Source organism: Streptomyces sp. NBC_01190 (genome assembly GCF_045039895.1).
GTDB lineage: Bacteria > Actinomycetota > Actinomycetes > Streptomycetales > Streptomycetaceae > Actinacidiphila.
Genome location: NZ_CP108580.1, coordinates 7,962,685 through 7,986,224 on the forward strand (window position 1 = coordinate 7,962,685; position 23,540 = coordinate 7,986,224).

General features: G+C 73.0%; 26 protein-coding genes. 9 read left to right on the top strand and 17 right to left on the bottom strand.

Annotation, left to right across the window (positions count from 1 at the left end):
* Window positions 1-101: 101 nt before the first annotated feature.
* The 4 genes from msrA to OG519_RS33380 all read right to left on the bottom strand — a co-directional run bounded on the left by msrA (window position 102) and on the right by OG519_RS33380 (window position 2,108).
* Window positions 102-614 carry a peptide-methionine (S)-S-oxide reductase MsrA gene (gene msrA / locus OG519_RS33365; RefSeq protein WP_405592123.1) on the bottom strand — a complete coding sequence of 171 codons (513 nt, stop codon included), beginning with the start codon at window positions 612-614 and terminating at the stop codon, window positions 102-104.
* A 201-nt stretch (window positions 615-815) separates the two neighbouring features.
* Window positions 816-989 carry a CsbD family protein gene (locus OG519_RS33370; protein WP_405592126.1) on the bottom strand — a complete coding sequence of 58 codons (174 nt, stop codon included), beginning with the start codon at window positions 987-989 and terminating at the stop codon, window positions 816-818.
* A 127-nt stretch (window positions 990-1,116) separates the two neighbouring features.
* Window positions 1,117-1,431 (bottom strand): hypothetical protein, encoded by a 315-nt coding sequence (locus OG519_RS33375; RefSeq protein ID WP_405592129.1) that lies wholly within the window; start codon window positions 1,429-1,431, stop codon window positions 1,117-1,119.
* Window positions 1,432-1,715: 284 nt separating this feature from the next.
* Window positions 1,716-2,108: a hypothetical protein gene (locus OG519_RS33380; RefSeq protein WP_405592131.1), complete on the bottom strand. Its 393-nt coding sequence runs from the start codon at window positions 2,106-2,108 to the stop codon at window positions 1,716-1,718.
* Between the two features lie 315 nt (window positions 2,109-2,423).
* Here OG519_RS33380 and OG519_RS33385 point away from each other — a divergent pair, with 315 nt between their 5' ends.
* The 4 genes from OG519_RS33385 (at window position 2,424) to OG519_RS33400 (ending at window position 6,310) form a co-directional block, all read left to right on the top strand.
* The gene (locus OG519_RS33385) at window positions 2,424-3,278 is read left to right on the top strand and encodes an MIP/aquaporin family protein (RefSeq protein ID WP_405592133.1); all 855 of its coding nucleotides are present in this window, start codon (window positions 2,424-2,426) and stop codon (window positions 3,276-3,278) included.
* Window positions 3,279-3,334: 56 nt separating this feature from the next.
* Window positions 3,335-4,852: a glycerol kinase GlpK gene (gene glpK, locus OG519_RS33390; RefSeq protein ID WP_405592135.1), complete on the top strand. Its 1,518-nt coding sequence runs from the start codon at window positions 3,335-3,337 to the stop codon at window positions 4,850-4,852.
* Window positions 4,853-5,155: 303 nt separating this feature from the next.
* Window positions 5,156-5,380 (top strand): acyl carrier protein, encoded by a 225-nt coding sequence (locus OG519_RS33395; protein WP_405592137.1) that lies wholly within the window; start codon window positions 5,156-5,158, stop codon window positions 5,378-5,380.
* 387 nt (window positions 5,381-5,767) lie between these two features.
* The gene (locus tag OG519_RS33400) at window positions 5,768-6,310 is read left to right on the top strand and encodes a DoxX family protein (RefSeq protein ID WP_405592139.1); all 543 of its coding nucleotides are present in this window, start codon (window positions 5,768-5,770) and stop codon (window positions 6,308-6,310) included.
* A gap of 98 nt (window positions 6,311-6,408) precedes the next feature.
* On the opposite strand, the gene OG519_RS33405 is transcribed toward OG519_RS33400, so the two are convergent.
* The gene (locus OG519_RS33405; RefSeq protein WP_405592141.1) at window positions 6,409-7,272 is read right to left on the bottom strand and encodes an SMP-30/gluconolactonase/LRE family protein; all 864 of its coding nucleotides are present in this window, start codon (window positions 7,270-7,272) and stop codon (window positions 6,409-6,411) included.
* Window positions 7,273-7,618: 346 nt separating this feature from the next.
* On the opposite strand from OG519_RS33405, the gene OG519_RS33410 reads away from it, so the two are divergent.
* Entirely contained in the window at window positions 7,619-8,605 is a 987-nt protein-coding gene (locus OG519_RS33410; protein ID WP_405592143.1) for a hypothetical protein, read from the top strand.
* A 91-nt stretch (window positions 8,606-8,696) separates the two neighbouring features.
* Here OG519_RS33410 and OG519_RS33415 read toward each other — a convergent pair whose 3' ends face one another.
* Entirely contained in the window at window positions 8,697-9,362 is a 666-nt protein-coding gene (locus OG519_RS33415) for a hypothetical protein (RefSeq protein WP_405592145.1), read from the bottom strand.
* A 93-nt stretch (window positions 9,363-9,455) separates the two neighbouring features.
* On the opposite strand from OG519_RS33415, the gene OG519_RS33420 reads away from it, so the two are divergent.
* Window positions 9,456-9,962, top strand: coding sequence for a MarR family winged helix-turn-helix transcriptional regulator (locus OG519_RS33420; RefSeq protein ID WP_405592147.1), 507 nt, complete (start codon window positions 9,456-9,458; stop codon window positions 9,960-9,962).
* 66 nt (window positions 9,963-10,028) lie between these two features.
* Here the strand turns inward: OG519_RS33420 and OG519_RS33425 are convergent, their stop codons facing one another.
* From OG519_RS33425 to OG519_RS33455, 7 genes are all read right to left on the bottom strand, one after another.
* The gene (locus OG519_RS33425) at window positions 10,029-10,232 is read right to left on the bottom strand and encodes a cold-shock protein (protein WP_386427174.1); all 204 of its coding nucleotides are present in this window, start codon (window positions 10,230-10,232) and stop codon (window positions 10,029-10,031) included.
* A gap of 125 nt (window positions 10,233-10,357) precedes the next feature.
* Entirely contained in the window at window positions 10,358-12,622 is a 2,265-nt protein-coding gene (locus tag OG519_RS33430) for an FUSC family protein (RefSeq protein WP_405592149.1), read from the bottom strand.
* A gap of 70 nt (window positions 12,623-12,692) precedes the next feature.
* Entirely contained in the window at window positions 12,693-12,983 is a 291-nt protein-coding gene (locus OG519_RS33435) for a DUF6510 family protein (protein WP_405592151.1), read from the bottom strand.
* 1 nt (window position 12,984) lies between these two features.
* The gene (locus OG519_RS33440) at window positions 12,985-13,740 is read right to left on the bottom strand and encodes a ferredoxin reductase (protein WP_405592153.1); all 756 of its coding nucleotides are present in this window, start codon (window positions 13,738-13,740) and stop codon (window positions 12,985-12,987) included.
* Window positions 13,710-14,309, bottom strand: a complete 600-nt coding sequence (locus tag OG519_RS33445; RefSeq protein WP_405592155.1) for a sulfite oxidase-like oxidoreductase — start codon at window positions 14,307-14,309, stop codon at window positions 13,710-13,712. Before OG519_RS33445 ends, OG519_RS33440 begins: the two co-directional genes overlap by 31 nt.
* A gap of 161 nt (window positions 14,310-14,470) precedes the next feature.
* A complete protein-coding gene (locus tag OG519_RS33450; RefSeq protein ID WP_405592157.1) occupies window positions 14,471-15,355 on the bottom strand; it encodes an oxidoreductase in 885 nt (294 codons plus the stop codon).
* Between the two features lie 147 nt (window positions 15,356-15,502).
* Window positions 15,503-16,102 carry a TetR/AcrR family transcriptional regulator gene (locus OG519_RS33455; RefSeq protein ID WP_405592159.1) on the bottom strand — a complete coding sequence of 200 codons (600 nt, stop codon included), beginning with the start codon at window positions 16,100-16,102 and terminating at the stop codon, window positions 15,503-15,505.
* Window positions 16,103-16,391: 289 nt separating this feature from the next.
* On the opposite strand from OG519_RS33455, the gene OG519_RS33460 reads away from it, so the two are divergent.
* Window positions 16,392-16,862 carry a DUF4429 domain-containing protein gene (locus OG519_RS33460; protein WP_405592161.1) on the top strand — a complete coding sequence of 157 codons (471 nt, stop codon included), beginning with the start codon at window positions 16,392-16,394 and terminating at the stop codon, window positions 16,860-16,862.
* 325 nt (window positions 16,863-17,187) lie between these two features.
* Here OG519_RS33460 and OG519_RS33465 read toward each other — a convergent pair whose 3' ends face one another.
* From OG519_RS33465 to OG519_RS33480, 4 genes are all read right to left on the bottom strand, one after another.
* Complete coding sequence (locus tag OG519_RS33465) at window positions 17,188-18,867, bottom strand: RecQ family ATP-dependent DNA helicase (protein WP_405592163.1); 1,680 nt, start codon at window positions 18,865-18,867, stop codon at window positions 17,188-17,190.
* Between the two features lie 216 nt (window positions 18,868-19,083).
* Window positions 19,084-19,716: a DUF1275 family protein gene (locus tag OG519_RS33470; RefSeq protein WP_405592165.1), complete on the bottom strand. Its 633-nt coding sequence runs from the start codon at window positions 19,714-19,716 to the stop codon at window positions 19,084-19,086.
* A gap of 140 nt (window positions 19,717-19,856) precedes the next feature.
* Entirely contained in the window at window positions 19,857-20,414 is a 558-nt protein-coding gene (locus OG519_RS33475; RefSeq protein WP_405592166.1) for a PRC-barrel domain-containing protein, read from the bottom strand.
* Window positions 20,415-20,550: 136 nt separating this feature from the next.
* The gene (locus OG519_RS33480; RefSeq protein WP_405592168.1) at window positions 20,551-21,402 is read right to left on the bottom strand and encodes an LLM class F420-dependent oxidoreductase; all 852 of its coding nucleotides are present in this window, start codon (window positions 21,400-21,402) and stop codon (window positions 20,551-20,553) included.
* Between the two features lie 187 nt (window positions 21,403-21,589).
* Here OG519_RS33480 and OG519_RS33485 point away from each other — a divergent pair, with 187 nt between their 5' ends.
* Window positions 21,590-22,138, top strand: a complete 549-nt coding sequence (locus OG519_RS33485) for a hypothetical protein (RefSeq protein ID WP_405592170.1) — start codon at window positions 21,590-21,592, stop codon at window positions 22,136-22,138.
* A 486-nt stretch (window positions 22,139-22,624) separates the two neighbouring features.
* Window positions 22,625-23,494 carry a phosphatase PAP2 family protein gene (locus OG519_RS33490; protein ID WP_405592172.1) on the top strand — a complete coding sequence of 290 codons (870 nt, stop codon included), beginning with the start codon at window positions 22,625-22,627 and terminating at the stop codon, window positions 23,492-23,494.
* The last annotated feature ends 46 nt before the right edge of the window (window positions 23,495-23,540 follow it).

A 23,540-nucleotide genomic window follows, 5' to 3' on the forward strand; every position in this document is an offset into this window, starting at 1 on the left:
GCTCCGCCGGTCCGGCCCGCTGCCGCCGCCTGCCCCGGGAGACACGCCCCACGGGCGGGCCGCCGCTCCGCCGCCCCCTTCTCAGGGCGCGGCGTCCCTGCTCAGCCCCGCTGCCGTACGGGCAGCTTCCACCCGGCGCGCGGGAAGTGGCAGGTATATCCGTCGGGGTAGCGCTCCAGGTAGTCCTGGTGCTCCGGCTCGGCCTCCCAGAACGGGCCGGCGGCCTCCACCTCGGTGACGACCTTGCCCGGCCACAGTCCCGAGGCGTCCACATCGGCGATGGTGTCCTCGGCGACGCGCTTCTGCTCGTCGTCCAGGTAGTAGATCGCCGACCGGTAGCTCAGGCCGATGTCATTGCCCTGGCGGTTCTTCGTGCTCGGGTCGTGGATCTGGAAGAAGAACTCCAGCAGCGCGCGGTAGTCCGTCTTCTCGGGATCGTAGGCGATCTCGATGGCCTCCGCGTGGGTGCCGTGGTTGCGATAGGTGGCGTTCGGCACGTCGCCACCGGTGTAGCCGACCCGGGTCGCGAGGACCCCCGGCTGCCGCCGGATCAGGTCCTGCATGCCCCAGAAGCATCCGCCCGCGAGCACGGCCTTCTGCGTCTGCGCGGCCATCTCGGTCCTCCCTGTCGTTGTTGTTCCCGCCGCACGGTTCGGATTCCGTCCGGCTTCCACGGAACGGGGTTCGGGACGCCGGTATTCCGTGGGACGGGGGTCCGGGCCCCGGCACTGCGGAAGCGCCGACGGGAACGCGGAGGGGCCACCGGGAATCCCGGCGGCCCCTCCGCGTGTACCGGCGATCAGACGATCGTCCGGTCAGTCCTTGAAGACGTCCTTGACCTTCTCCTTGGCCTCCCGGGCGTCGCCCTTCGCCTGCTCGGCGCGGCCCTCGGCGGTCATGGACTCGTTCCCCACGGCGCGGCCGACGGTCTCCTTGGCCTTGCCCTTGGCCTGCTCCACCTTGGCGTCGGTCTTCTCGTGCTCAGACATGCTGTTCACTCCCTGCGGTTGTTCAGCAGTTGCTTTCTGTCCCATCCGTCCCGACCATGCGCCTTGCCGCTGAATCGTCGGCCAAACCGATGAGGCCGGTTGGATGAGGCCGGTTATCCGGTCCCGGTCATTCGGCGCCGAACGGGGCCAGACCCCGGCCGGTGACCGGGATGACGCCGGTCCCCACGGTGACCGCACCGGGCGCGAAGGTGCCCTCGCGGCCGTCCGGCAGACGCAGCGTGCACGGGCTGGTGCCGACCGCGAACAGATTCACGTCCGGTGGCGCCTCGAGCTGCCCCGACCAGGTCCTGAGCGCGGTCGCCCCGGCCGGGGCCCGCCGGATGAAGAGCTCGGCCTCCACCGGGATGACCCCGCTGCTCGTCACCACGCTCGCCGGGCCGATATACGTCTCGGTCGGCAGATCGTCCTCAAGCCCGCTCATGCCACTCATATCACTCGCACCGCTCATAGGCCTCGCCTGCCCAGCATGGCCCGCGGGTCACCTGATCGGCGCGGTTCGCCTGGTGCCGGCGGCCCGAGCGGCCAGGTGCGGCCCCGAAGGCCGGGAACGGCCGGGAACCGGCGCCGCGACCGCGAGCGGAGCGGCCGGGCGCGATCCCGGCCGCCCGCGAGGCGCCGCGCTGCGACCCGTGCCGCGCCGTCCGCCGTACGGGTCACCGCACGGCCGCGGGTCGGCGAGCGGCACGTGCCGGCTCGGACCACCGATCACTTCGCGCCGTGCGAGCCCGCCCGGGCGAGGGTGCCGGCCGCCTTGGAACGCTCCGCCTTGGTGGAGTTCTTGTCACCCAGCACCTTGGCGGCCTCCGTGAGCGCCTTCTTTCCCGGGGCCTTCTCCTTGTGCGGCGCCTGCGCGAGGGCGCTGGCCGCCGCGGTCTTCTCGGTCTTGGACGCCTTGCCGCTCTTCACCGTCGTGCCGGCCGCCGAGGCCGGCTTCGACCCCGTGGTCTTCGACCCGGTCGAGCCCTTGCCCGGCGTCTGGGACAGCGCGCTGGCCGCGGCGGTCTTCCCCGCCTTGCCGCTCCCCGCGCCCTTGACGGTCTTCCCGGCCGCGGTGGCCGCCTTCGCGTGCGTTTTCGCCGGATTCTTGGCCTTCGTCATGATACGTGTCCCCATTCCTTCGGGTGTCCTGATCGGTCATCCGGTCCGAGGTTCGACCGGCAGTGCCGCTCGCCTACCCGAACTCCGTTACCAGGAACGGGTGATGAGCCGAGAAGGCCGGATCCGGCCACCTGGATCCCCGCCCGGACACCTGTCCGCGCCGCGCCCGGCATGACCTGGGACCCGCCGGCCGCATGTCCTTCTAAGGGCCCAACCCGACGTGCTGAAGACCCCGCCGCGTGCTCCAGTGTGAAGGGAAAACCGGGGGCAACACGAGCCAGCCGGCTCCGTACGACCGGCGGGAAGCGGGCATCAATGACAGCACGTCTACGTGGTTCTGCGTGGATCGGTGAGGTGTCGGCCGAATTCGCCGGCACCATGATCCTGATTCTCTTCGGCACCGGCGTGGTGGCCCAGGTGGCCGCCGGCGGCGCCCTGACCAAGCCGCCCGGCGGGCTGGGCGACCACGACAGCATCTCCTGGGCGTGGGGGCTCGGCGTCATGCTCGGCGTCTACGTCGCGGCGCGGCTGAGCGGTGCCCACCTCAACCCGGCGGTGACCCTCGGGCTCGCCACCTATCGGGGCTTCCCCTGGAGAAAGGTCCTGCCCTACTGGGTCGCCCAGTTCTTCGGCGCCTTCACCGCCGCGCTGCTGGTGCGCTGGAACTACAGCGAAGTGCTGGCCAGGGCGGACCCGGGCCACACCATCAAGACCCAGACGGTCTTCTCCACCCTCCCGGGCAACGGGTCGACCGCTTTCGGCGTGCACGAGCTGGGGGCCTTCCGGGACCAGATCATCGGCACCGCGATCCTGCTGATCGTGATCCTGGCCATCACCGACGTGCTGAACACCCCGCCGGGAGCCAACATCGGCCCCTTCATCGTCGGTCTCGCGGTTGTCGCCATCGGTATGGCCTGGGGCACCGACGACGGATACGCCATCAACCCGGCGCGTGACCTCGGCCCCCGACTGGCCAGCTACATCACCGGCTATCACCACGCCTGGCGAGATCAATTCGGCAACCTCATCTTCTGGGTGCCGATCGCGGGCCCCCTCGTCGGCGCGCTGATCGGCGGACTCATCTACAAGGTCCTCATCGGGTTCTTCCTGCCCGGCGCGGCCCCCGAGCCGCCCGGACGTGCGCCCCGGTCCGAGACCTCGCAGGTCTGAGCAGGTCTGAGCAGGTCTGACCACCACGACCGCACACCCACGAGAGGAAGCAAGCCATGGCGGACTTCGTCGGCGCGGTGGACCAGGGGACCACCAGCAGCCGCTTCATGATCTTCGACCACGACGGAAACGAAGTGGCCAAGCACCAACTGGAGCACACCCAGTACCTGCCCCGGGCCGGCTGGGTCGAGCACGACCCGGTGGAGATCTGGGAGCGCACCAACGTCGCCATCCAGAACGCCGTGCGCTCTGCCGGGATCTCCGCGTCCGACCTCGCCGCCATCGGCATCACCAACCAGCGCGAGACCACCGTCGTCTGGGATCCCCGCACCGGGCGTCCGTACGGCAACGCGATCGTATGGCAGGACACCCGCACCGACTCCATCGCCAAGGCGCTGGAGCGGGACGGACACGGCGATCTGATCCGCCGCCGGGCGGGGCTGCCCCCGGCCACGTACTTCTCCGGCGGCAAGATCAAGTGGATCCTGGAGAACGTCGACGGCGTCCGCCAGGCCGCCGAGCAGGGCAACGCCATCTTCGGCACGACCGACTCCTGGGTGCTGTGGAACCTCACCGGCGGCCCCAACGGCGGCATCCACGCCACCGACGTCACCAACGCCAGCCGCACCATGCTGATGGACCTGGAGACGCTGGACTGGGACGACGAACTGCTGGAGATCTTCGGCATCCCCCGCGCGATGCTGCCGAAGATCAACCCGTCCTCGCACCCCGAGGCCTTCGGCACCACCCGCACCTCCCGGCCGCTCAGCGCCCCGGTACCGATCACCGGCGTGCTCGGCGACCAGCAGGCGGCCACCGTCGGCCAGGTCTGCTTCGCCCCCGGCGAAGCCAAGAACACCTACGGCACGGGCAACTTCCTGCTGCTCAACACCGGCACCGAGGCGGTGCGCTCGGAGCACGGGCTCATCACCACCGTCTGCTACAAGTTCGGCGACGCCCCGACGGTCTACGCCCTGGAGGGCTCCATCGCCGTCACCGGCTCGGCGGTGCAGTGGCTGCGCGACCAGCTCCACGTCATCAGCAGCGCCCCGGAGAGCGAGCGGCTCGCGAAGACCGTCGACAGCAGCGACGGGATCTACTTCGTACCGGCCTTCTCCGGCCTCTTCGCGCCCTACTGGCGGTCCGACGCCCGCGGCGCCATCGTCGGCCTGGCCCGCTTCCACACCAATGGCCACCTGGCCCGGGCCACGCTGGAATCCATGTGCTACCAGAGCCGCGACGTGGTCGAGGCGATGGAGCAGGACTCCGGGGTGCACCTGGACGTGCTCAAGGTGGACGGCGGAGTCACCGCCAACGAGCTGTGCATGCAGACCCAGGCCGATGTCCTCGGCGTCCCGGTCAGCCGGCCGGTCGTCGCCGAGACCACCGCCCTGGGAGCCGCCTACGCGGCGGGTCTCGCCACCGGTTTCTGGCGGGACACCGATGAGCTGCGCGAGCACTGGCACGAGTCGCGCCGCTGGGAGCCGAGCTGGACCGACGAGCAGCGCGAAGACGGCTACAAGGGCTGGAAGAAGGCGGTCGAGCGCACCCTGGACTGGGTGGACGTCGCGTAGCGCAGGCCCACTGACGCGACCGTCAGCACCACCGCCGGCACCGGGCGGCCGACCCCAGTCGGCCGCCCGGTTCGGCGTACTGGCCGACACCGTGCGGCGCGTCCCCCCGGCACGTGCCGACGGCACAATCCATGGGCCACTTCCCGGCCGGCCGCACCGCGGCGTGGCTGAGCATGGACACGACGTCTCGCCGTCAACGACAAGAGAGGGCGCGGCAGGCCACCAGCGGTGAAGGTTCCCAGAGCCCGGCCGCGGGGGTGCAGAGCTCTGGAAACCTTATCCGTCGGCGCACTCGCGGAACTGATGCGGGAGTGTCTGCCGCACACCCGGACCCTTCCGACCACCGGTGACGGCCTGCTCGACCGCTCGTTCCGTGAACTCGGCTTCGACTCACCGGCGATGGTGCAGTTCGCCGAGGCTCTCCAGGAGCGGCTGAACATCCCGATCGCCAACCAGGAACTCGACCGCATCGCCACGCCGCGGGACGTCCTGGACTACGTCCGGGCGCATCCGGTGCCGGACGGATGACCGGGCCGCCTGATCGGGGGCGTGCCGCGGCCGGGGGAGGCCCGGCGGATTCGGCGGCGGCGGCCGACGCGGCGCGGGCGGTGCTGACCGCACTGCTCACTGCCGGCCGCCAGGGGATGCACGCCACAATCGCCGAGTATTTCGCCGGCCCCGAGTTTGACGACATCTTCGAGCAAGGTGCGGACGACGACGGCAACGCCGGCACCGGGAGCAGTACAGGAGCCGCCGCCGTCACCGCCCGGGCCTACGCCAGGCTCGCGACGCTGAACGCGGAACCGCCCGCGCCGCCGGACCCGGCCGGAACCGCCGGAGCCCATTCGGGTGGCACGCGACGGCCGCGGCTTCCCGCGCGGGTGTGCGCGGCCCGCCCAGGGGAACCCGCTCCCCATGGCCGTTCTCAGAAGACTCGCCCGCCCCCTGCTCGCCTCGATGTTCCTCGCCGGCGGCTACACGACGCTGCGTCATCCCGGCGCGGTCGCCCCGGCCGCCGCCCCGGTGGCGCTCCCCATCGCCGAACGGGTCAAGCGGCTGCCCAACGACCCCAAGCAACTGGTCGCCATCAACGGAGCGGTGCAGCTCGGCGCCGGCACGCTGCTCGCCCTGGGCCGTTTCCCCCGGGCGTCCGCGCTCGCGCTGGCCGCGACCCTGGTGCCGACCACACTGGCGGGGCACCCCTACTGGACGATCGAGGATCCCGAGGAACGGGCCCGGCAGCGGGTCCACTTCCTCAAGAACCTCTCCATGCTGGGCGGTCTGCTGCTCGCCGCCGCCGACACCCACGGCAAGCCCTCGGTGGCCTACCGCGCCCGCGGTGGTGCCCGCCACGCGAGCGACGCGGCGACCGAGCGGGTACACGCCGCCTGGGACGGCCTGTCTTCGACCGCCGACAGCGTCACCGACAGCGTGAAGAGCCATCTGCCCATCGGCTAGGGGGCCGACGAAGCCGCCCCGGCGACGCCGTCGGTGACGGCGCGGTGGTGCGGGGGGCTCCCGTTCGGCCCCTGGAACAGTCTGGTGCCGACCCGCGCTCAGCCCGCGAACGGATGGCCGGGCAGACCCTGCCCGGCGTCCGGGAGCACATAGAGCGTCCCGCCGGCCCCGTGCGGGGCCGGACCGGCGGCCGAGGTGATGTAGAGGTCGCGCAGTTCCGGCCCGCCGAAGGCGCAGGCGGTGGGCCGCTCGACCGGGACCTCGACCACCCGGTCCAGCGCGCCGCCCGGCGTGTAGCGCCGCAGCGCGCCGCCGTCCCACAGCGCGACCCACACACAGCCGTCTGCGTCCACGGTGAGGCCGTCGGGGGAACCGGCACCCTCCTCCACGACGGCGAACGGCCGCCGGTCGCGGACCAGTCCGCTGCCGGGGTCCACGGTGAACACATCGACCCGGCCGGTGGGCGTGTCCACGTAGTACATCAGCCCGCCGTCGGGGCTCCAGCCGGTGCCGTTGCTCACCGTGACGTCGTCGAGGACCACCACGGCCGTCCCGTCGGGCGCGACCCGGCTCAGGGTGCCGCCGCCGGGCCGTCCGTCGTAGCGCATCGTGCCCGCCCACAGAAAGCCCCGCTCGTCCACCGCGGCGTCATTGGCCCGGCGCCCCGGGACCGGCTCGTGAAGCAGCCAGCGGAAGGTGCCGTCGGTGTCGTAGAGCCCCACCCCGTCCCGGAGGTTCACGACCAGGCCACCGGCCGCGCGGGGCTTCGCGGCCCCGACATGGCTGCCGGTGGCCAGCACCGTACGGTGTCCGGTGGCCGGGTCGTAGGTGTGGACCTCGGCGCCGAGGATGTCGACCCAGATCAGCCGGCCGGCCGCCGCGTCCCAGGTCGGGCCCTCGCCGAGGGCGGCGCCGGGGGGTACGGCGATGTGCAGCCGGTGGCCGGGCACCCGGGCGGTCACCAGCGGCCGCCCGGTCGGCTCACGCGGACCAGGACAGGCTCGTCCGGACCTTCCATGCCGTTCTCTCCCGCTCCCGTAGTGTCCTGAGTGTCTTGCCGGTTATCCCGGCAACCGTAGCGCGACCCCCCGACAAAACGCGGGGCGCCTCAGCCGTACGGCCCCGGTCCGGCCCGCCGCCGCGGGACACGTGGGCGCGGCGCGATCTTTGCAGAAGCGTCACAACTATGACCCGCTCTTTCCCGGCCGGGCTGTTAGCGTTACCGGCTGCCCGCTCGCGGGCGAACGTGAGCACGACTCCCGTTCCCTGATGTTCCCTGGCGGCGCAGCCGGCACAGAAAGACCGCGAATGGACTACTGCTTCACCTGCCGTCGGACCCTGAACGGTGCCCTGGTGTGCCCCGGTTGCGGCGCCTACGCCCCCGACATCGACCCGAAGGGCGCCATCGCGAAGGCCAGGACGGCGCGGCGCCTGAGCCGGGCGCAAGCCCGTCCGGACGACGACACCGGGGGGCCGCCGCCCGCGCCCGCCGGAGCAGCGGCGCAAACTCTTGCGGGCCCAGGTCCGGACCCGGACCCGGACCCGGACGCACCCGCGCTCGCGGGACCCGGCGCACCGGAGATACCCGCGGCCATCAGGACCGGACCGGTGGAGATACCGCGGGCCATCGAGGCCGGGCCGGCCGCCGCATCGGCCGACACCGCGCCCGGGAAAGACGATCAGCCCGCCGAGTCCGCGTCCGACCACGCCGAGCCGGAACCAGGGCCCGATGTCCGCGAGAGGACAGCCGCACCAGAAGACGGCACCTCCGTCCTCCCCGCCCGACTCGCTCTCCCCGCCCTCCCCGTCCTCCATGAGGGCCGCGCGGGCCGACGCGTGCAGACCGCCCGCCGGAAGAGGAACCGCCGGCGGGCCGTCGTCGCGACCGCCGTCGCCTTCCTCGGCGGCGGCCTGACCCTCGCCGCCGTCTCCGCGGGCTCCGCCAAGGGCCCCGCTCCGGTGTCCGCCCCGGACCCCACGTCCCCCACACCGCCCCGGCCGGCCGGCGAGGCACCGTCCCCGTCCGCCGCCCGCGGCGCGGGCACCTCCACGTCCCGTACCGCGCCGACGACGACTGCCCTGGCCCCGACCTCCGCGGGCACGTCCGCGTCGACCGGCGCCGCCGCGCACTCCGCGTCCGGCGCCGTCCCCGCCCCGCCGTCCCGTACTCCGGCGTCGCCGTCCACCACGAGCGCGCGCGGCACGACCACGGCGCCGCCGAGCACCCGGCCGCCGACGTCCCCGGCCACCACGGCGCCCGACCACGTCTGCATTCTGTCGATCTGCCTGCACTGACCGCCCGGCCGGCTGTCCTCGCGGAACGGCGGGCCGTGGGCCGGCGGCGGTCTGCGCGGCCGTGGGCCGGCGGTGAGCGGCCGGGCCGGGCTCAGCCCGCGGGGTAGCCGATCCGCGACAGATCCGCGGCGAGATCGGCCGGGGTGACCGACGGATTGAGGGCCCTGATCACCTGGTCCGTCAGTGGGCTCAGCGTGTAGACATGCCGGACCGCCGTCAACTCGACCGGTATCTGGTAGTAGTCCTCGGCGAACCGCCGGAACGCCTCCGCCGAACGGTCCGTCAGCAGTTGGAAGAGGTAGCCGGAGCCGTCCGGGTCGCCCGCGCTGTCCTCGGGAAAGTCGATCGTCCCGGCGTGCCACGTGTCGTCCTTGGCCTCGCGCCACAGGCAGGCGGTGACGACGGGCATCCCGTCCTCGTCCGCGAACGCCGGCTCCGCCACGCACGACCGGAACACGTGCGGCACCTCGTCGAGCACACCCGGCCACGGCGCACCCTCCCGGTAGGGGTTCATCGCCGACTCGTGGGCGTGGCCGCGCACATAGGCGCCGGCCGACGAGAAGACGATGGAGTACTCGTCGCCGGACCCGTTGCGCATCGAGGCCATCTCCTCGGTGTCCGACCATCGCGAGTCGAACGAGTGATAGCGGTACTCCCACTCCGGACTGAGGACCGCCTCCAAGGTCGCCAACGAGCGGCAGTGGTCGCGGAGTACGGCGATCTCGGGCAGTTGCCGAGCAGTGTCATGAACAGTCACGCCCACATCCAAGCGCATGCGGCTCACCTGCCGCAGGGGCCCTCCGCGTCACTCTTCGTTGTGCTTGCCGGATCACGCAAGTACCGTGAGTGCATGACAAGTTCATCCGACGAGGAGCCGGTCGTCCCTCTCACTCCGGAGGAGGAGGCCGCCTGGCGTGCGCTCAGCCGGGCCGTCGTGGTGATCCCGAGGGTCCTCGACGCGGATCTGCTGGAGTCCCAGGGACTGAACGGGACCGAGTACTCGGTCCTGATGAACCTGTCCGAGGCGCCCGGCCGTTCGCTGCGGATGAGCGAACTGGCCGGCTATGTGTCGATCACCGTCAGCGGGGTGTCCCGGGTGGTCGAGAGGCTGTCCCGGCGGGGACTGGTCGAGCGGGTCCGGGCCGAGTCCGACGGGCGCGGCCAGATCGCGAAGCTCACCCCGGCCGGCCTGGAACGGCTCGAAGAGGCCTGGCCGACGCATCTCGCCGGCGTCCGCAGGCATGTCATGGACCACCTCCGCGGGATCGACCTCGCCGCCTTCGCCGAGGCGGTCTCCCGCATCGCCCGTACCGAGCCGGGCCCGCCGGTCCGCCGTACCCTGCGCGCTCCGCACTGAGCAGGCGCCGCCGCGCGGTGGGGCCGGTCGGGCCCCGACACCGCGGGCGGCGCCGTGCGGCAGGAGTCAGTGCGCGCGGACGATGTTCTCCGCCTGCGGTCCCTTCTGGCCCTGGGCCACATCGAAGGTCACGGCCTCGCCCTCAAGGAGTTCGCGGTAGCCCGTGCCCGATATCTGGGAGTAATGAGCGAAGACGTCGGGGCCACCCTCCTGGGCGATGAACCCGTAACCCTTCTCGGAGTTGAACCACTTCACCGTGCCACTGGCCACTGTCTGTCCCTCTGGTCCGCTGTCACGAGCCGCTGGTCCGCGGCCCGGGGGACGCCCTCGACGGAACGCCCACCGGCTAAGTACCCCACCGCGCGGCTGCTCATGCGAGCGCGATCCGGCCTGGTTCAGGCCGAGTTCCGCGCCCGGCGCGCGCTCCCGTCCAGCAGCCGCGCGCCGAGCGGCCGGGCCAGGCCGACCACCGCCTCGTCGAGCCGCTGGAGATGCCGCAGCACCCGGTGGGTGACCGAACCCGAGCGGGCCGCCGACCCCGAATCCTCCAGCATGGAGGCGATGCTGGGGCCTGTCTCGATCCCGCCGGTCGGCTCCTCGCCCCGCTCCTCCTGCTGGACGGAGGCGATCAGCACGTCGATGTTGTGGGAGATGCGCCGGCCCACCGCCTCGAGCCGGGGATCGGCCGCGATACTCCGGCTGTACGGGACCAGTTCGGCCGTCGCGGCGAGCGACCGGGTGTGGTAAGCGCAGGTCTCCAGCAGCGCCACCAGATAGCGCACCGTGCGCCGCCGCACCCGCAGCGGTGTGAAGGGATACGTCAACGGCCGGGTGGAAGTGCGCAGTTCGTCCAGCGCGGTGTCCAGCTCCCGGGCCAGGTCCAGCAGATCCACCGGCGGCGCGCCGCTGAGCTGCCCGACCGCGCTGGTGGTGACGTCCCGCAGCTTCGTCAGCGCGGTGACGAGCAGCTCGTCGGTGTGGAGGTCGGTACGGACCGGCAGCACGAACAGGGCCGCGATGATCCCGCAGGCGGCCCCCAGCGCCGTCTCCTCCACCCGCAGCAGCAGGACGGACAGGCTGTACGTGTGCAGCAGCGAGTAGAGCAGGCCGAGCATCGCCGTGACGAAGAACGAGGTGAGGGTGAACGACAGCGCCGCGGTGAAGAACATCGCGAAGATCAGCGCGAGCACCAGCGCGAACGCCGTCCAGGTGTGCCGGCCCACGGCGCCGGCCAGCAGCACACCCGCCAGCACGCCGGCCATCGTGCCGGTCAGCCGGCGGTATCCCCTGATCAGGATCTCGCCCCTGGACAGGCTGTTGAGGAAGACGACCCAGCAGGTCAGCACCGCCCAGTACCAGCGCTGCGAGGAGAGGAACTCACCGCCCACGATGGCGAGCGAGGAGCCCACCGCCACCTGGATCGCCACCCGGGTGGTGGCCCGGTCCAGGCCGGTGGGCTCCGCCGCCGCCTCCCCGGCGAGCGACACGTCCTCCGCCTCGAACTCCTCGCGGGAGCGGACCGTCTCCGGCGCGTCGCCGGACTCGTCCCCCGGCCCCGCGAGCGCCGTCCCCAGCGCCAGCACCGCGCGGGTGGTCTCACCGATGGCCCGGAACGCCTCCTGGACGGCCGGCGCGGCCCGCGGCACGTTCTCCTCGGCGCGATAGGCGAGCAGCCGGTCGCGGACCAGGCCGGTCCCCGCGCCGCCGTCCTCGTCCCCGGCGCGGGTCACCTGCCCGTACAGCGCCCGTACCTCGTCGTGGAGCACGCGCAGCTCGCCGTCCTGGTCGCGGGGGCGCCAGCCCGGCTCCGCGGCCCGCTCCTGCGGCAGATGGAGCAGCAGGGTGGGGCCGCGCGTCTCGGTCCTGGTGCCGAGCACCTGGACGCCGAGCCGCTCGGCGGCGATCTCGGCGTCGGCGACGCGCCGTTGCAGGATCGACGCGGTCGCCTCGTCCACACTGCCGTCGTCCAGCCTGGTCTGGATCATCAGCGCCGTCTCGTGCAGGCGCGCGGTGTCCTTGCGGAGATCCGCCACCAGACCCTCCAACCGGTCCGGTTCCGCTTCTAGGACATCGAGCTGAGTGGCGATCAACTGCCCGGTGCGGGCCCGGAACGCCAGGCTCAGCCTGCCCAGGGTCCGCTCCGGGGACTCCGGGATCAGCGCGAAGCGCATGATCGCGCTGCCCGCGAAGGCGATGGCGACCGCCAGATAGAGCCCGGGCAGCTTGGAGACGGTGGCGTGCACGAAGAGCGAGAGGAAGTAGCTCTGGAAGGTGACGAGACCCACCGCGCCGCCGCGGTCGCCGAAGCGGCGGAGATAGGCCGCCGCGAAGATCAGCAGGACGAAGAAGATGTCGCCGGCGACGATATGCGGGTTGAGTACCGAACCCAGCGTCACCGACAACAGCGAGGCCGGCAGCGCGAGACCGAGGGTGAGGGCCTGGTCGGACACCCGCCTGTCCCGGATCGCGATGGTGGCCACCGCCGCGGCCAGGGCGCCGGCCACGAGTTCGGTCACGCCGATGCCCAGCATCCGCAGGGCCAGCAGCGTCACGGCGACCGCCCCGACGGTTCGCAGCCCCGCCACCAAGCGCAGCAGCCCCGGGTCGGACGCCGCGTACCGGTCCCAGATGCCTCTGCGGGTCCTGCCGATCTTCGTCATCGTGCCGTCGCGTTCCCCTGCCAGGTCGGAGCACGCACAGCATCGCACGTTCGCGGCGCGCGCCCCGCCGTCACACGGTGTCGAGGGGCACGCCGAGAGCGACCGTGCCGCGCAGGTCCAGCCAGGCCGTACCGCCGGCCCGGACGATCCGCAGCACCACGCCGCCGCAGTCCGGGCAGCGGGCCACCAGGCCGGGCCCCCGCCCGTAGACCCGCAAGCCCGCCACCGGGCCCCTGCTGTCGCAGTGCACGCAGCGGGAGAGTGCGGCGGTCAGGTCGACCGCGAAGATCTCGGAGAGCGGGCCGGCCAGCGTGTTGCCGTCCTGGTAGTCGTCCCGCGCCGCCTCGGTGCTGGGGTCCATGTCATCCTCCGGTGGGGCCGAAGCGCTCGGTGCGGATACGTTCCGGGTCGTGGCCGAGCGCCACCAGCAGCCCGGCCGCCGACTCCACGAAACCCGTGGGCCCGCAGACGTAGCAGGTCGGTTCGAGGTCGGCGGGCCACCCCCACCGCACCAGGTCCTCGGCGGCCAGTCGCCCGGCCGGCCGGACACCGTCGAGCGGCGCGGTACGCGTGTACACGTAGGTGGTGTCCAGACCGGGCGAGCCGCGGTCCAGCTCGGCCCCGTACAGCCGGTCGGCCGGTTCGCGCAGCGAGTACAGCAGCCGGAACGGCACCATGCTGCCGAGCATCGCCCGGGCCCTGACCATCGCCATCAGCGGAACGAGACCCGAGCCGCCCGCCACCAGCAGCACCGGCTCCTTCTGCTCCGGACGCCAGACGAACCAGCCGCCGACCGGTCCGCGGATCTCCACCGCGTCCCCGACGGCCAGCTCGTCGGCGAGATACGGGGAGACCTCGCCGTTCCGCACCCGCTGAACGGTCAGCTCCACCCGGTCCCCGGCGGCCGCCGAGGCCACCGAGTAACTGCGCTGCGTGCTGTATCCGTCCTCGGCGGTCAGCCGGACATCCACATGCTGGCCGGGAAGGTGCCCGGCCCAGCCGGGCACGTCGAAGACCAGGGTCTGCGCCGACGGCGACTCGGCCTGCCGCTCCACCAGGGAGGCGGCCTGCCAGCGCAGCCGCGCCCCTAGTCGCCCTGATACCGCTGTTCGCGCCATGGGTCTCCGTAGTCGTGGTAGCCGGCGCTCTCCCAGAACCCGGGCTCGTCCTCCATCAGCAGCTCGATGCCGCGCACCCACTTGGCCGACTTCCACAGGTACAGGTGCGGAACCAGCAGCCGGGCCGGCCCACCGTGCTCGGCGGCCAGCTCGTCGCCGTCGAAGCGGTGGGCGATCCACGCCTTGCCGTCCAGCAGGTCCTCCAGCGGCAGGTTGGTGGTGTAGCCGCCGTAGGAGTGCACCAGCGCGTAGTCCGCCGCGGTCTCCACGTCCTCGAGCAGGACGTCCAGGGAGACACCCTGCCAGTGGGTGCCGAACTTCGACCACTTCGTCACGCAGTGCAGATCCACCGTCGGGCTCTCCACGGGCAGCGCCATGAGGTCGCCCCAGTCCCAGCGGTGGCGGGCGCCGGTCTCGGTGGTGACGGTGAACTCCCAGTCGTCGTGGGCCACCCGGGGGGTGGGCCCGGCCGACAGCACCGGGAAATCGAAGGTCTCGTACTGGCCGGGCGGGAGCTTGTGGCCCGACTCCGGCCTGCGGCCATGGAACCCGCGCGAGATGATCGGCATGTTCCGGCGTCCTTCCTCCGCGCAACCGGGCTTCCGTCACGTCCCGGAAGATCTGTCCCGGCGCTTCCGGGCGGAAACGCGGGGAATCCTGTTTTTCCAGCATGCTCGTGGCTCGCCCCCCGGTCCAGCGGGGGCGAGCCACGCGGCGTCCGACGAGCCGGTCAGCCCGCCTGGTCCAGCAGGTCGGTCACCGGCGTCAGCACGAGGTCGATCTCGCTGGCGAAGTCGGTGGCCCGGCCGGCCGCAGCCCAGGTCCTGGACTCGTCCTGGCGGGCGTCGCCGGCCTTGAGCGCGATGGCCACGGCGTCGGTGCCGAGCAGCAGCCGGCGGGGCGGATCGGCGAGGGCCGCGATCCGCGTCAGCAGCCGCGCCGCGCGGTCCGGGTCGCCGGGCTGGTTGCCGGCCGTGTCGAGCCGGTAGCGGTGCATGAGCCCCACGGTCTCCTCGTAGTCCTCGCCGGTGGCGTCGATCCGCATCGACGAACCGGCCCAGTCGGTCCGGAAGCCGCCCGGCTCCACGATGACGACCTTGATGCCCAGCGGCGCGGTCTCGGCCGCCAGCACCTCGGAGAAGCCCTCGACGCCGAATTTCGCCGTCTGGTAGGGCGCGAGGCCCGGGGTGCCGCCCACGCGGCCGCCGATCGAGGAGAACTGGAGGAACACCCCGGAACGCTGCCGGCGCAGGACCGGCAGTGCGGCCTTGGTGACGTTGATGACGCCGAAGAGGTTGGTCTCGATCTGCTCGCGGAACTCCTCGATCGACGTCTCCTCGATGGCGCCGCTGTTGGCGTATCCGGCGTTGTTGGCCACCACGTCGAGGCCGCCGAACGCCTCCACGGCGGTCCGCACCGCGGCCTGAGCGGCGTCCACGTCGGTGACGTCGAGTGCCACCGCCCGTACCCGGTCTCCGTAGCGGCCGGTGAACTCCGCGAGGTCCTGCGGGCGGCGGGCGGTCGCCACCAGGCGGTCGCCGTTCTCCAGAACGGCGTGGGCGAGCGCGCGGCCCAGGCCCCGCGACGCGCCGGTGATCAGCCAGGTCCTGGCCATCGGTCTGTCCTTCCTCAGAGGGCTCCCGCTCCGGCCCCAGACGGAGCGACGTGGTCGGCGCTGGATCGGAGGGGCACCTCCGCCTTACCGGAGGCATATCTCCACTATAGCGGAGGGAAGCCTCCGGTCAAGGAAGCGCGAGGTGGCTCACCCGTCGGCGGCGGCGGTTCCGCGGAGCGCGGGCGGATAGCGCAGACCGTCCATCGCCACCGCCGCGACGAAGTCGATCTGGCCGCGGCCGCCGGGGAAGTCCAGCAGCGCGATGCCGGTCAGCAGCCGCAGCACGTCGTCGATCTCCACGTCGGCGCGCGCGCCTCCCGCCTGCTGGGCGCGGCGCAGCAGGGGGCCGCCGGCGGCGTAGATGGCGGCGCGGCACTCGCGGACGACCGGCGACTGCCGGGCCATCTCCTCGGTGAAGGCGCGCTTGTTGGTGATGAACGCGACGAAGCCGCGCAGCCATCGCTCCAGCCCGTCCCACGGGGCCATCTCGCCGGCCCCGGCGGCGGAGGCGCACAGCACCTCGACCTCGTGGACGTAGACCGCGTCGAAGAGGGTCTGGCGGTTCGGGAAGTTGCGGTAGAGCGTGCCGATGCCGACGCCCGCCCGCCGGGCGATCTCCTCCAGCGGCGCCTTCGAGCCGAGTTCGGCGAAGGTGTCCCGGGCCGCCGCCAGCAAGGCGTCGTAGTTGCGCCGCGCGTCGGCCCGGGTCGGCCGGTCCGGCGGCACGGGAAGGGAATAGGTCACCACGGGTCATCCTCCGGTCGGTCCGGCCTGGGTAGGGCCGCCCGGTGGGGGGTGGGGTCCGCGGGCCGGCGCCCGGCGGGAGCCCGGGTCCGGGTGGAGCCGAGTCCGCGGGGGAGCGCCCACCGCCTTCCCGGAGCGGTGCCTCCACTTTAGTCCGGATACGGCCGGCCCGGCCTCGGCGTCCTTCCCGAGGAGTCCGATGGGGCCCGGGGTGGCGAATTACCCCCCATACCCCGCCATCACCGGCATGTACGTGAAATGATGACCAGTCCACGACACGTCAGGGGGCAGAGTGGACACCATCGACGTGAAGGGCGCGGGCGGGCGGGTCGTCTTCGACGGCGAGCATCTGACGATCATCCGCGGCGGGGGACTGGGCCGATGGGGGTCCGAGGCGGTCGAGCGCCGCCTGCACGTCTCGGAGATCGTCGCGATCGGCTGGCAGCCGGCCGGCCTGGCCAGGGGTTCCATCCGGTTCGAGACCGAGCACACCCGCGGCCTGGCCCGTATGGGCCGCGACGCGGCGAAGACGGCGGCCGCCGAGAACGCCGTCGCCTTCCGGGCCGGACAACAGCCGCACTTCGCCGAGCTCAAGGTCGCCGTCGAGCGCGCGGTGTCCGCCGCCCGCGGCGACGCCCTCCCCGCCCAGGACGCGGCGGACACCGCCGAGGAGATCGCCCGCCTGTCCCACCTCGTCCAGACCGGGGCCATCACCCAGGAGGAGTTCCGCCAGTCCAAGGCCCGCCTCCTCGGCCGCGGCTGAGACCTTCCCACCCGAGTCCGCCCTCCGCCGACCGCCCCGGCGGAGGAGGCCCCCGGAGGTTGCGGGTAGGAGAGCCACCGCCCAGGCGCTGCTTTCCCGCCAGCCCGGCGAAGGCGTCCGGGCCGGCGGACCACAGCCCGAGCCCGCCGCCCCGTCGACCCGCCGGACCGATCCGCCCCGGCAGACCGTACGAACAGCCGCCCCGGCATGAGTGCCGCTCTCTGGTGCGGGCTGGGCCGGCGTCCGCCCTCGGCGTCCGCCGACCACCACCGTGAGCCCGCCACGAGGGTCCGGCCGGCCCGTACGGCGCGCCGGACCGGCAATGTCAGCGGCCGCCGGTCACCGTTGTGAGCAGTTTGTTCTCGGTCACCACCGAGAGGGAGAGCGTGCGGTAGCCGACCGAAGTGAACAGCACCGTGACCTTGCCGTCGTCCTCGCTCATCACCTCGCCCTCACCCCACTGGGTGTGCGCCACGCGCACGCCGGGCCGATAGGGGTGGCGGGCGGCGGGCACGGCCGCCACGGGCGCCGCCGGGGCGCGCTCGACCGGTCCTGGCTCGCCGCGCTCCGCCCGCCCCGGCGCACAGATGTCACACCCGCCGCACGGCACCCGCACCTCCTCGCCGAAGTACCCGAGCAGAAAGCGCCGCCGGCACCCCGTCGTCTCGGCGTACCCCCGCATCATGTCGACACGGGAGCGTTCCAGCAGCCGATGCCCCTCGGCGACGCGCAGCGCCTGCTCGACGGCCGCCGCCGCGTCCAGCCCCGGCTCGGCCCACACGCTCCCCTCCGGGGCGCTCCGTACCGCGTCCGCCTGTTCGAGCAGGTTGAGCGCGGCCGACAGCCGGGTCGCCGAGACATCGCACCGCGTGCGGAGATCGGCGGCGGCCACCGGCCCCGACCCGCCCCGGATCTCGTCGGCCACCTTCGTAAGGATCCCGGCGTCGGCGCCGCCGGCCGCGAAGAAGCGCTGCATGCCCAGATCCTGCGACCGGTAGGCGAGAACCGCCCGGGCCGGCTCCCCGTCCCGCCCGGCGCGGCCGATCTCCTGGTAGTAGGCGTCGAGCGACCCCGGCACGGACGCGTGCAGGACAAACCGTACGTCCGCCTTGTCGATCCCCATGCCGAACGCCGAGGTCGCCACCACCACATCCAGCTCACCCGCGGTGAAACGGTCGTGCACCGCCGACCGCTCACCCGCCCGCAGCCCCGCGTGGTACGCCGCCGCCGACAGGTTCAGCTCGGCGAGTTCGGCGGCGTACGCCTCCGCGTCCCGGCGGGTCGCCGCGTAGACGATCCCCGGCTTCGGCTCGGCCGCGGCACGCTCCACGACGAACCGCCGCTTGGCCGCGTCGTCCTGGAACGGCACCACCTCCAGGTGGATGTTGGGCCGGTCGAAGCCCGCCACGATCTCCTGGACCTCGCGCATGCCGAGCTGCTCGGCGATCTCGGCACGTACCGGCGCGGCGGCGTTGGCGGTCAGCGCGAGCACCGGCGGCCGGCCCAGCCGCTCCACCGCGTGCCGCAGCCGCAGGTACTCCGGGCGGAAGTCATGGCCCCAGGACGAGACGCAGTGCGCTTCGTCCACCACGAACAGCGCCGGGCGGAGCGCCGCCAACTGCTCGACCACGTCGTCCTTGGCGAGCTGCTCAGGCGCCAGGAAGACGAAGTCGATCTCCCCGGCGCTGAGCCGCTCCCACGCCAGCTCGTTGTCGGCGCGCCGCTGTACGGAGTTGACCGCCGCCGCCCGCGCGCCGCCGCGCTCCACCAGGCCGCGCACCTGGTCCCGTTGCAGCGCGACCAGCGGCGAGACCACCACCACGGGCCCCTTCAGCAGCACCCCCGGCACCTGGTAGATCGCCGACTTCCCCGCGCCGGTCGGCATCACCGCGATCACGTCCCGCCCCCGCAACACGGCCTTCATCGCCGCCAATTGCGCCGGGCGCAGCCGCTCCCACCCGAAAACCCGTCGGGCGATGCGGCGCAGGCGGTGGGAAGGGAACATGGGGCTCCTCAAGAGCGTGCGAGGGGGTCGTCGCTGCTGCGGTTACCCCCGTCCGCGCCGGCTACCGCCCAGCACGTCCACGGGTTCCGTGGCATGACGGCACATGCGGCAGGGGAGCGCGGGCGGCGGAACAGACCCTAGAAGGCTGATGAAGATCTTGTTGGGGGCCGCCCGGCCCACGGCCGGACAGCCCCCAACAAGATCTTCATCAGCCTTCTAGGTCCGCCAGGTCGAGGCGAGGGCCGCCGCCACGAAGGCCGCCGGGACCGCCGGGGCGGCCTGGCGGGCGTGGATCACGGCGAGGCCGCCGAGCAGGGCGCCGAGGGGCAGCATCAGGATCAGCAGGGCCTGGCCGGCGCGGAACGTGCCGGTCGCCACGTCGCCGATCACCTGGGTGAGGGAGCCGGTCACAAAGGTGGTCGACATCCCGGCCGGACCCGTCACCTGGACGGTGCCGCTCTGGCAGCCCATCGCCATCGCGCTCGCCGCGAGCAGCGCGTGCCGGGCGCCGCCGTGCGGCTCGCCGCCCAGCGCGGCCCAGCCGGCCAGCACCCCGCAGAGAATCACCAGCTCGGCCGCGAGCGCGCCCCGCGCCCCCGCCCACCGGAAACCGGCCGCGGTGAACCGGCTGCCGATCGGCACCCCGACCGCGAACCCGGCGAGCGCCAGCGCCGATTGCATGGCGAGCATCGCGTCACGGCTGGCCGCCGAAAGGCCGATCAGCCCGAGATTGGCCGTCATCACGCTGCTGAACACCCCGCCCAGAGCCAGGAACGCGATGGCGTTGACCGCTCCGGTGGCCAGCGTCAGCAGCAGAAGCGAAACGGGGAGCAGAGACCGGGGCGGCATAACCGCCAACGTCTCACCAGATGCCCGGGGCCGCACCGCGACGGGCCGCCGGGCACGGTCAGCAGCCCCCAATGACCCCGCCCCGAGACGGCGGCGGCGGTCGCCGCGGGTCCGGGCCCGCCACGACCGCCGCCGAGCGATCAGCGCGCCTCGTCGCCGCCCTCGCCCGCCGCGGCGGGGTCATGGGGGGTCTGCTCCTGTCCCTCGGGGACGTACAGCCGCAGCCGCGGTTCTTCCGGCGAGGTCTCGGGGGACAGCTCCGCCACCTCCGGAAGCTCCTCGTCCTCGGTCAGCGGCACCTTCGGCCGCTGGTCGCCGACACCGGGAGCACCGGACGGCTCCACCTCCGGGATCGCCAGACCGTAGTAGCGGTACAGCTCCTGCTCCTGGTCGAGCCCCAGGTGCTGGTCCGCGTTCTCCCGCGGCGCCCCGGCGAGCCGCTCCAGCGTGTACGGCAGCCGCAGCCCGCCCCCCTCGGCCGGCTCGGCGCCCTGGAGCGGCACAAAGGTGTCGGCGGGCCCAGGCGGCGTCAGCCGCACGGCCAGCCACTCCGGGCGGCGGCTCGCGTACTCCAGGTACACCTCGGTCACCGTGCCGACCCGCTGCCCGTCGATGTCGTACACGGGGGAGTGCTTGAGGGCCTCCTGGTCCTCAAGCAGGCTGTGGGGTGTGTGGTGCAGATGCGGCATGTGGGGCATCGGGCGACTCCTTGTGCGGCGGAAGGTGCAGGTCCAACGTCTTCCCCGACCGGCGCCGCGCATACCCTCGGACCGTTTCGCGCCGCGCCCGCCCCGGGCGGACCGCCCCGGCGCGGGCGGGCAGCGGACCCCGTCCTCAGAGAGAAAGCGCGGCGGCCAGCTCGCGCCACTCGGCGTACGGGAGGCCCGGCGTCGCGGGCAGCACCTGGAGCGCGACATGGTCAGCGCCCGCCGCGTGGAAGGCCGCCACCCGGGCGAGGATCGTCTCCAGATCGCCCACCGCGTACAGCGCGTCGACCAGCCGCTCGCTGCCGCCGTCGGCGAGGTCGTCCTCGGCGAAGCCGCGGCGCAGCCAGTTGTCGGTGTAGTTGGGCAGCGACAGATACCGGGCGATCGCGCGCCGCGCGACCTCCCGCCCCCGCGACACGTCCGGGTCGAGCACCACGCCCAGCTCCGGCGCGAGCAGCACCTCCGGGCCGATCTCCGCGCGGGACTGCGCGACGTGCTCGGGCGTCACGAGATACGGATGGACGCCCAGCGACCGCTCCGCCGCGAGCCTCAGCATCTTCGGCCCCAACGCGGCCAGGACCCGCCGCTCGACCGGCACCGGCACCGGGGCCGCGTCCAACTCGTCGAGGTAGGACACCATCTTCGAGTACGGACGCGTGTAGCCGGGCGTCAGCGACTCGTGGCTGGCCCCCAGCCCGAGAAAGAACCGCTCACCCGTCGGGCCGTCCAGCTTCGCGATCTCCGCCGCCACCGAGGCGGCGTCCTGCTCCCAGATGCTGATGATCCCGGTCGCCACCGTGATCCGCTCGGTGGCGTCGAGGATCGGCAGCGCGTCCCCGAAGTCCGGTGAACCGCCGAGCCAGATCGTGCCGTAACCCAGCTCTTCCAGCTCGGCCGCGGCGTCCCGCCCCGCGCTCCCGGTCAGCGCGCCGGACCAGATACCGACCCGGCCGAAGCGGTCGTACGTCTCAAGAGTCATGCAGGGCGCAACCAGCCGCGGGCAGCGCGCTATTCCGCGCCGCGCCCGGATTCACCGGAGGTCCGGCGCAGATTCATCCGAACGGCCGTACCCGGCGGTTCGCGTCGGCCCACGGGAAATCGCGGCCGACCGAGTGTTCGGGGCCGCGCGGGTGTTAGCGGCCCGGCTCGCCGGGCATGACCTCCGCATGGTCGGATCACGGTTGCCCGGGACGGTGCCCTGGGCGCGGGGTGCCCGCGGCCCCGCGAGGGGCGGCACGGCGAAGGCGCTCGCGAGCGCCGGACTCATCGGATTGGTGTCCGGCCTGCGCAGCCAGTCGGGCGTGGCCGCGGTCGCGCTGACCACCGACTCCTCGGCGACCGGCCGCCCCGGTTCGCTGCTGGCCGGCCGCAAGGCCACCGCCGTCTCGGTGACGGCGGCGCTCGGCGAACTCGTGGGCGACAAGCTGCCGCGTACCCCGAGCCGGCTGGCACCGGGCGGTCTCCTACCCCGGCTCGCGCTCGGCGCCTTCGCCGCCACGCTGCTGGCCGCGCGGGAGCGGCCCGGCGCGCCCGCCCTGCCGCTGCTGCCAGCCGCCGCCATCGGCGCGACCGCCGCCTTCGCCGGCGCGCGGGCCGGTGCCCGGTGGCGGCAGGCCGCGGCCGACCGCGGCCTGCCCGACTGGCCGGCCGCCCTGCTGGAGGACGCCGCCACGCTCGCACTGGCCTGGGCGGCCTGCTCGGCTCTGTCCGGCTGACGGCGCGGGTGGCCCACCCGAGCGGCGCGGTGACCCTTCCACCGAACCGGGCGTGACGCACCGAACCGGGCGTGACTCAACCGGACCGGCCGCGCCCGAAGGCCCCGCGGGCCACCGGGGGAGCCCGGCGACACACGACGGACGGGTGAGATCCCCGGCCCGCCGGACCGCTGCCGGACGTCCGGGACCGTCCCGGGCCGCAGCCGAACCGTTTTCCGGGGCCCGGCCGCGACCGTGGTCACCACGGTCACCGCTCTCACCGCCGTCACCCCGACCGCGGGCGACGGCGCGCAGTTGTTGGGACAAATGGGTGAGATTTCAGCCGCGAGATGAACAGGGCACTGACGGCGGGCTTCGCTCACCGATGTATTGTCTTGCGGGTCGTCTGGGCGCCCCTCGGAAGAGACCGCGTCATGCGCGCGGCGCCTGTCCGGTGTCGTACCGGAAGAGCCGTGAGCCATGAGCAGTGCGAGGAGGGGAGCGTTTGTGACCGCGACGCGCCCGGTCGAGACCGTCGCAGACCGTCCGCCGCCATCCGAACAGCATCCGAAGTTCGGGCCGTTGCTGCCGGACCGCCTGCGCCGTACCGGCAGACCGAACCTCCTGGTGGAGCTGGTCTTCACCGTGGGCCTCTATCTGGCGTACAGCCGGACCCGGCGCTACGTGCCCTCCCACCGGAGCGCGGCCCTGCACCGCGCACGGGAGATCTGGCACGCGGAACGGCTGCTGCACGTCAACTTCGAGCTGACGCTGAACCACGCGGTCGACAAGGTGTCGTGGCTGGTCGTCAGCATGAACTACTACTACGCGACGCTGCACTTCATCGTCACGCCGCTGGTGTTGATCTGGCTGTACGCCTTCCGCCCCGACCACTACCGGGCCGGGCGCACCGCGCTGTACTGCGCGACCCTGCTGGCCCTCATCGGCTTCGCCTTCTTCGCGCTGGCCCCGCCCCGCTTCCTGCCCGACGAGGGATTCATCGACACGGTGGTCACCCACCACACCTGGGGCTCCTGGGGCTCGGGCCATGTCTCGACGGTGTCGAACCTCTACGCGGCGATGCCGTCGGTCCACATCGTCTGGGCCGCCTGGAGCGGCCTCACCGTGGCCTTCCTGGCCCGCCACACCTGGATCCGGGTGATCGGCGCCCTCTACCCGCTGGCCACCCTGACCGTCATCCTCTCCACCGGCAACCACTTCCTCGCCGACGCGGTGGGCGGCGCGGTCACCTTGTCGCTCGGCTTCCTCATCCAGCGGCTGCTCTTCGGAAGGCCCGCCTACCGCGACCGCCGCCCCGAGATCGCCCCCCGCCCGGACGCTCTGCCGAGCCGGCCGGCCGAGAATCCGGCGGCCTGAACCACCGGCCTGAACCACCGGCCGGGGCCCCGGCGAGCGAGCGCGG

Excerpts from the sequence above, each read along its gene's own strand:
- msrA (WP_405592123.1), bottom strand. The coding sequence starts at position 614 with ATGGCCGCGCAGACGCAGAAGGCCGTGCTCGCGGGCGGATGCTTCTGG.
- OG519_RS33370 (WP_405592126.1), bottom strand. The coding sequence starts at position 989 with ATGTCTGAGCACGAGAAGACCGACGCCAAGGTGGAGCAGGCCAAGGGC.
- OG519_RS33375 (WP_405592129.1), bottom strand. The coding sequence starts at position 1,431 with ATGAGCGGGCTTGAGGACGATCTGCCGACCGAGACGTATATCGGCCCG.
- OG519_RS33380 (WP_405592131.1), bottom strand. The coding sequence starts at position 2,108 with ATGACGAAGGCCAAGAATCCGGCGAAAACGCACGCGAAGGCGGCCACC.
- OG519_RS33385 (WP_405592133.1), top strand. The coding sequence starts at position 2,424 with ATGACAGCACGTCTACGTGGTTCTGCGTGGATCGGTGAGGTGTCGGCC.
- glpK (WP_405592135.1), top strand. The coding sequence starts at position 3,335 with ATGGCGGACTTCGTCGGCGCGGTGGACCAGGGGACCACCAGCAGCCGC.
- OG519_RS33395 (WP_405592137.1), top strand. The coding sequence starts at position 5,156 with ATGCGGGAGTGTCTGCCGCACACCCGGACCCTTCCGACCACCGGTGAC.
- OG519_RS33400 (WP_405592139.1), top strand. The coding sequence starts at position 5,768 with ATGGCCGTTCTCAGAAGACTCGCCCGCCCCCTGCTCGCCTCGATGTTC.
- OG519_RS33410 (WP_405592143.1), top strand. The coding sequence starts at position 7,619 with ATGGACTACTGCTTCACCTGCCGTCGGACCCTGAACGGTGCCCTGGTG.
- OG519_RS33420 (WP_405592147.1), top strand. The coding sequence starts at position 9,456 with ATGACAAGTTCATCCGACGAGGAGCCGGTCGTCCCTCTCACTCCGGAG.
- OG519_RS33430 (WP_405592149.1), bottom strand. The coding sequence starts at position 12,622 with ATGACGAAGATCGGCAGGACCCGCAGAGGCATCTGGGACCGGTACGCG.
- OG519_RS33435 (WP_405592151.1), bottom strand. The coding sequence starts at position 12,983 with ATGGACCCCAGCACCGAGGCGGCGCGGGACGACTACCAGGACGGCAAC.
- OG519_RS33440 (WP_405592153.1), bottom strand. The coding sequence starts at position 13,740 with ATGGCGCGAACAGCGGTATCAGGGCGACTAGGGGCGCGGCTGCGCTGG.
- OG519_RS33445 (WP_405592155.1), bottom strand. The coding sequence starts at position 14,309 with ATGCCGATCATCTCGCGCGGGTTCCATGGCCGCAGGCCGGAGTCGGGC.
- OG519_RS33450 (WP_405592157.1), bottom strand. The coding sequence starts at position 15,355 with ATGGCCAGGACCTGGCTGATCACCGGCGCGTCGCGGGGCCTGGGCCGC.
- OG519_RS33465 (WP_405592163.1), bottom strand. The coding sequence starts at position 18,867 with ATGTTCCCTTCCCACCGCCTGCGCCGCATCGCCCGACGGGTTTTCGGG.
- OG519_RS33470 (WP_405592165.1), bottom strand. The coding sequence starts at position 19,716 with ATGCCGCCCCGGTCTCTGCTCCCCGTTTCGCTTCTGCTGCTGACGCTG.
- OG519_RS33475 (WP_405592166.1), bottom strand. The coding sequence starts at position 20,414 with ATGCCCCACATGCCGCATCTGCACCACACACCCCACAGCCTGCTTGAG.
- OG519_RS33480 (WP_405592168.1), bottom strand. The coding sequence starts at position 21,402 with ATGACTCTTGAGACGTACGACCGCTTCGGCCGGGTCGGTATCTGGTCC.
- OG519_RS33485 (WP_405592170.1), top strand. The coding sequence starts at position 21,590 with ATGGTCGGATCACGGTTGCCCGGGACGGTGCCCTGGGCGCGGGGTGCC.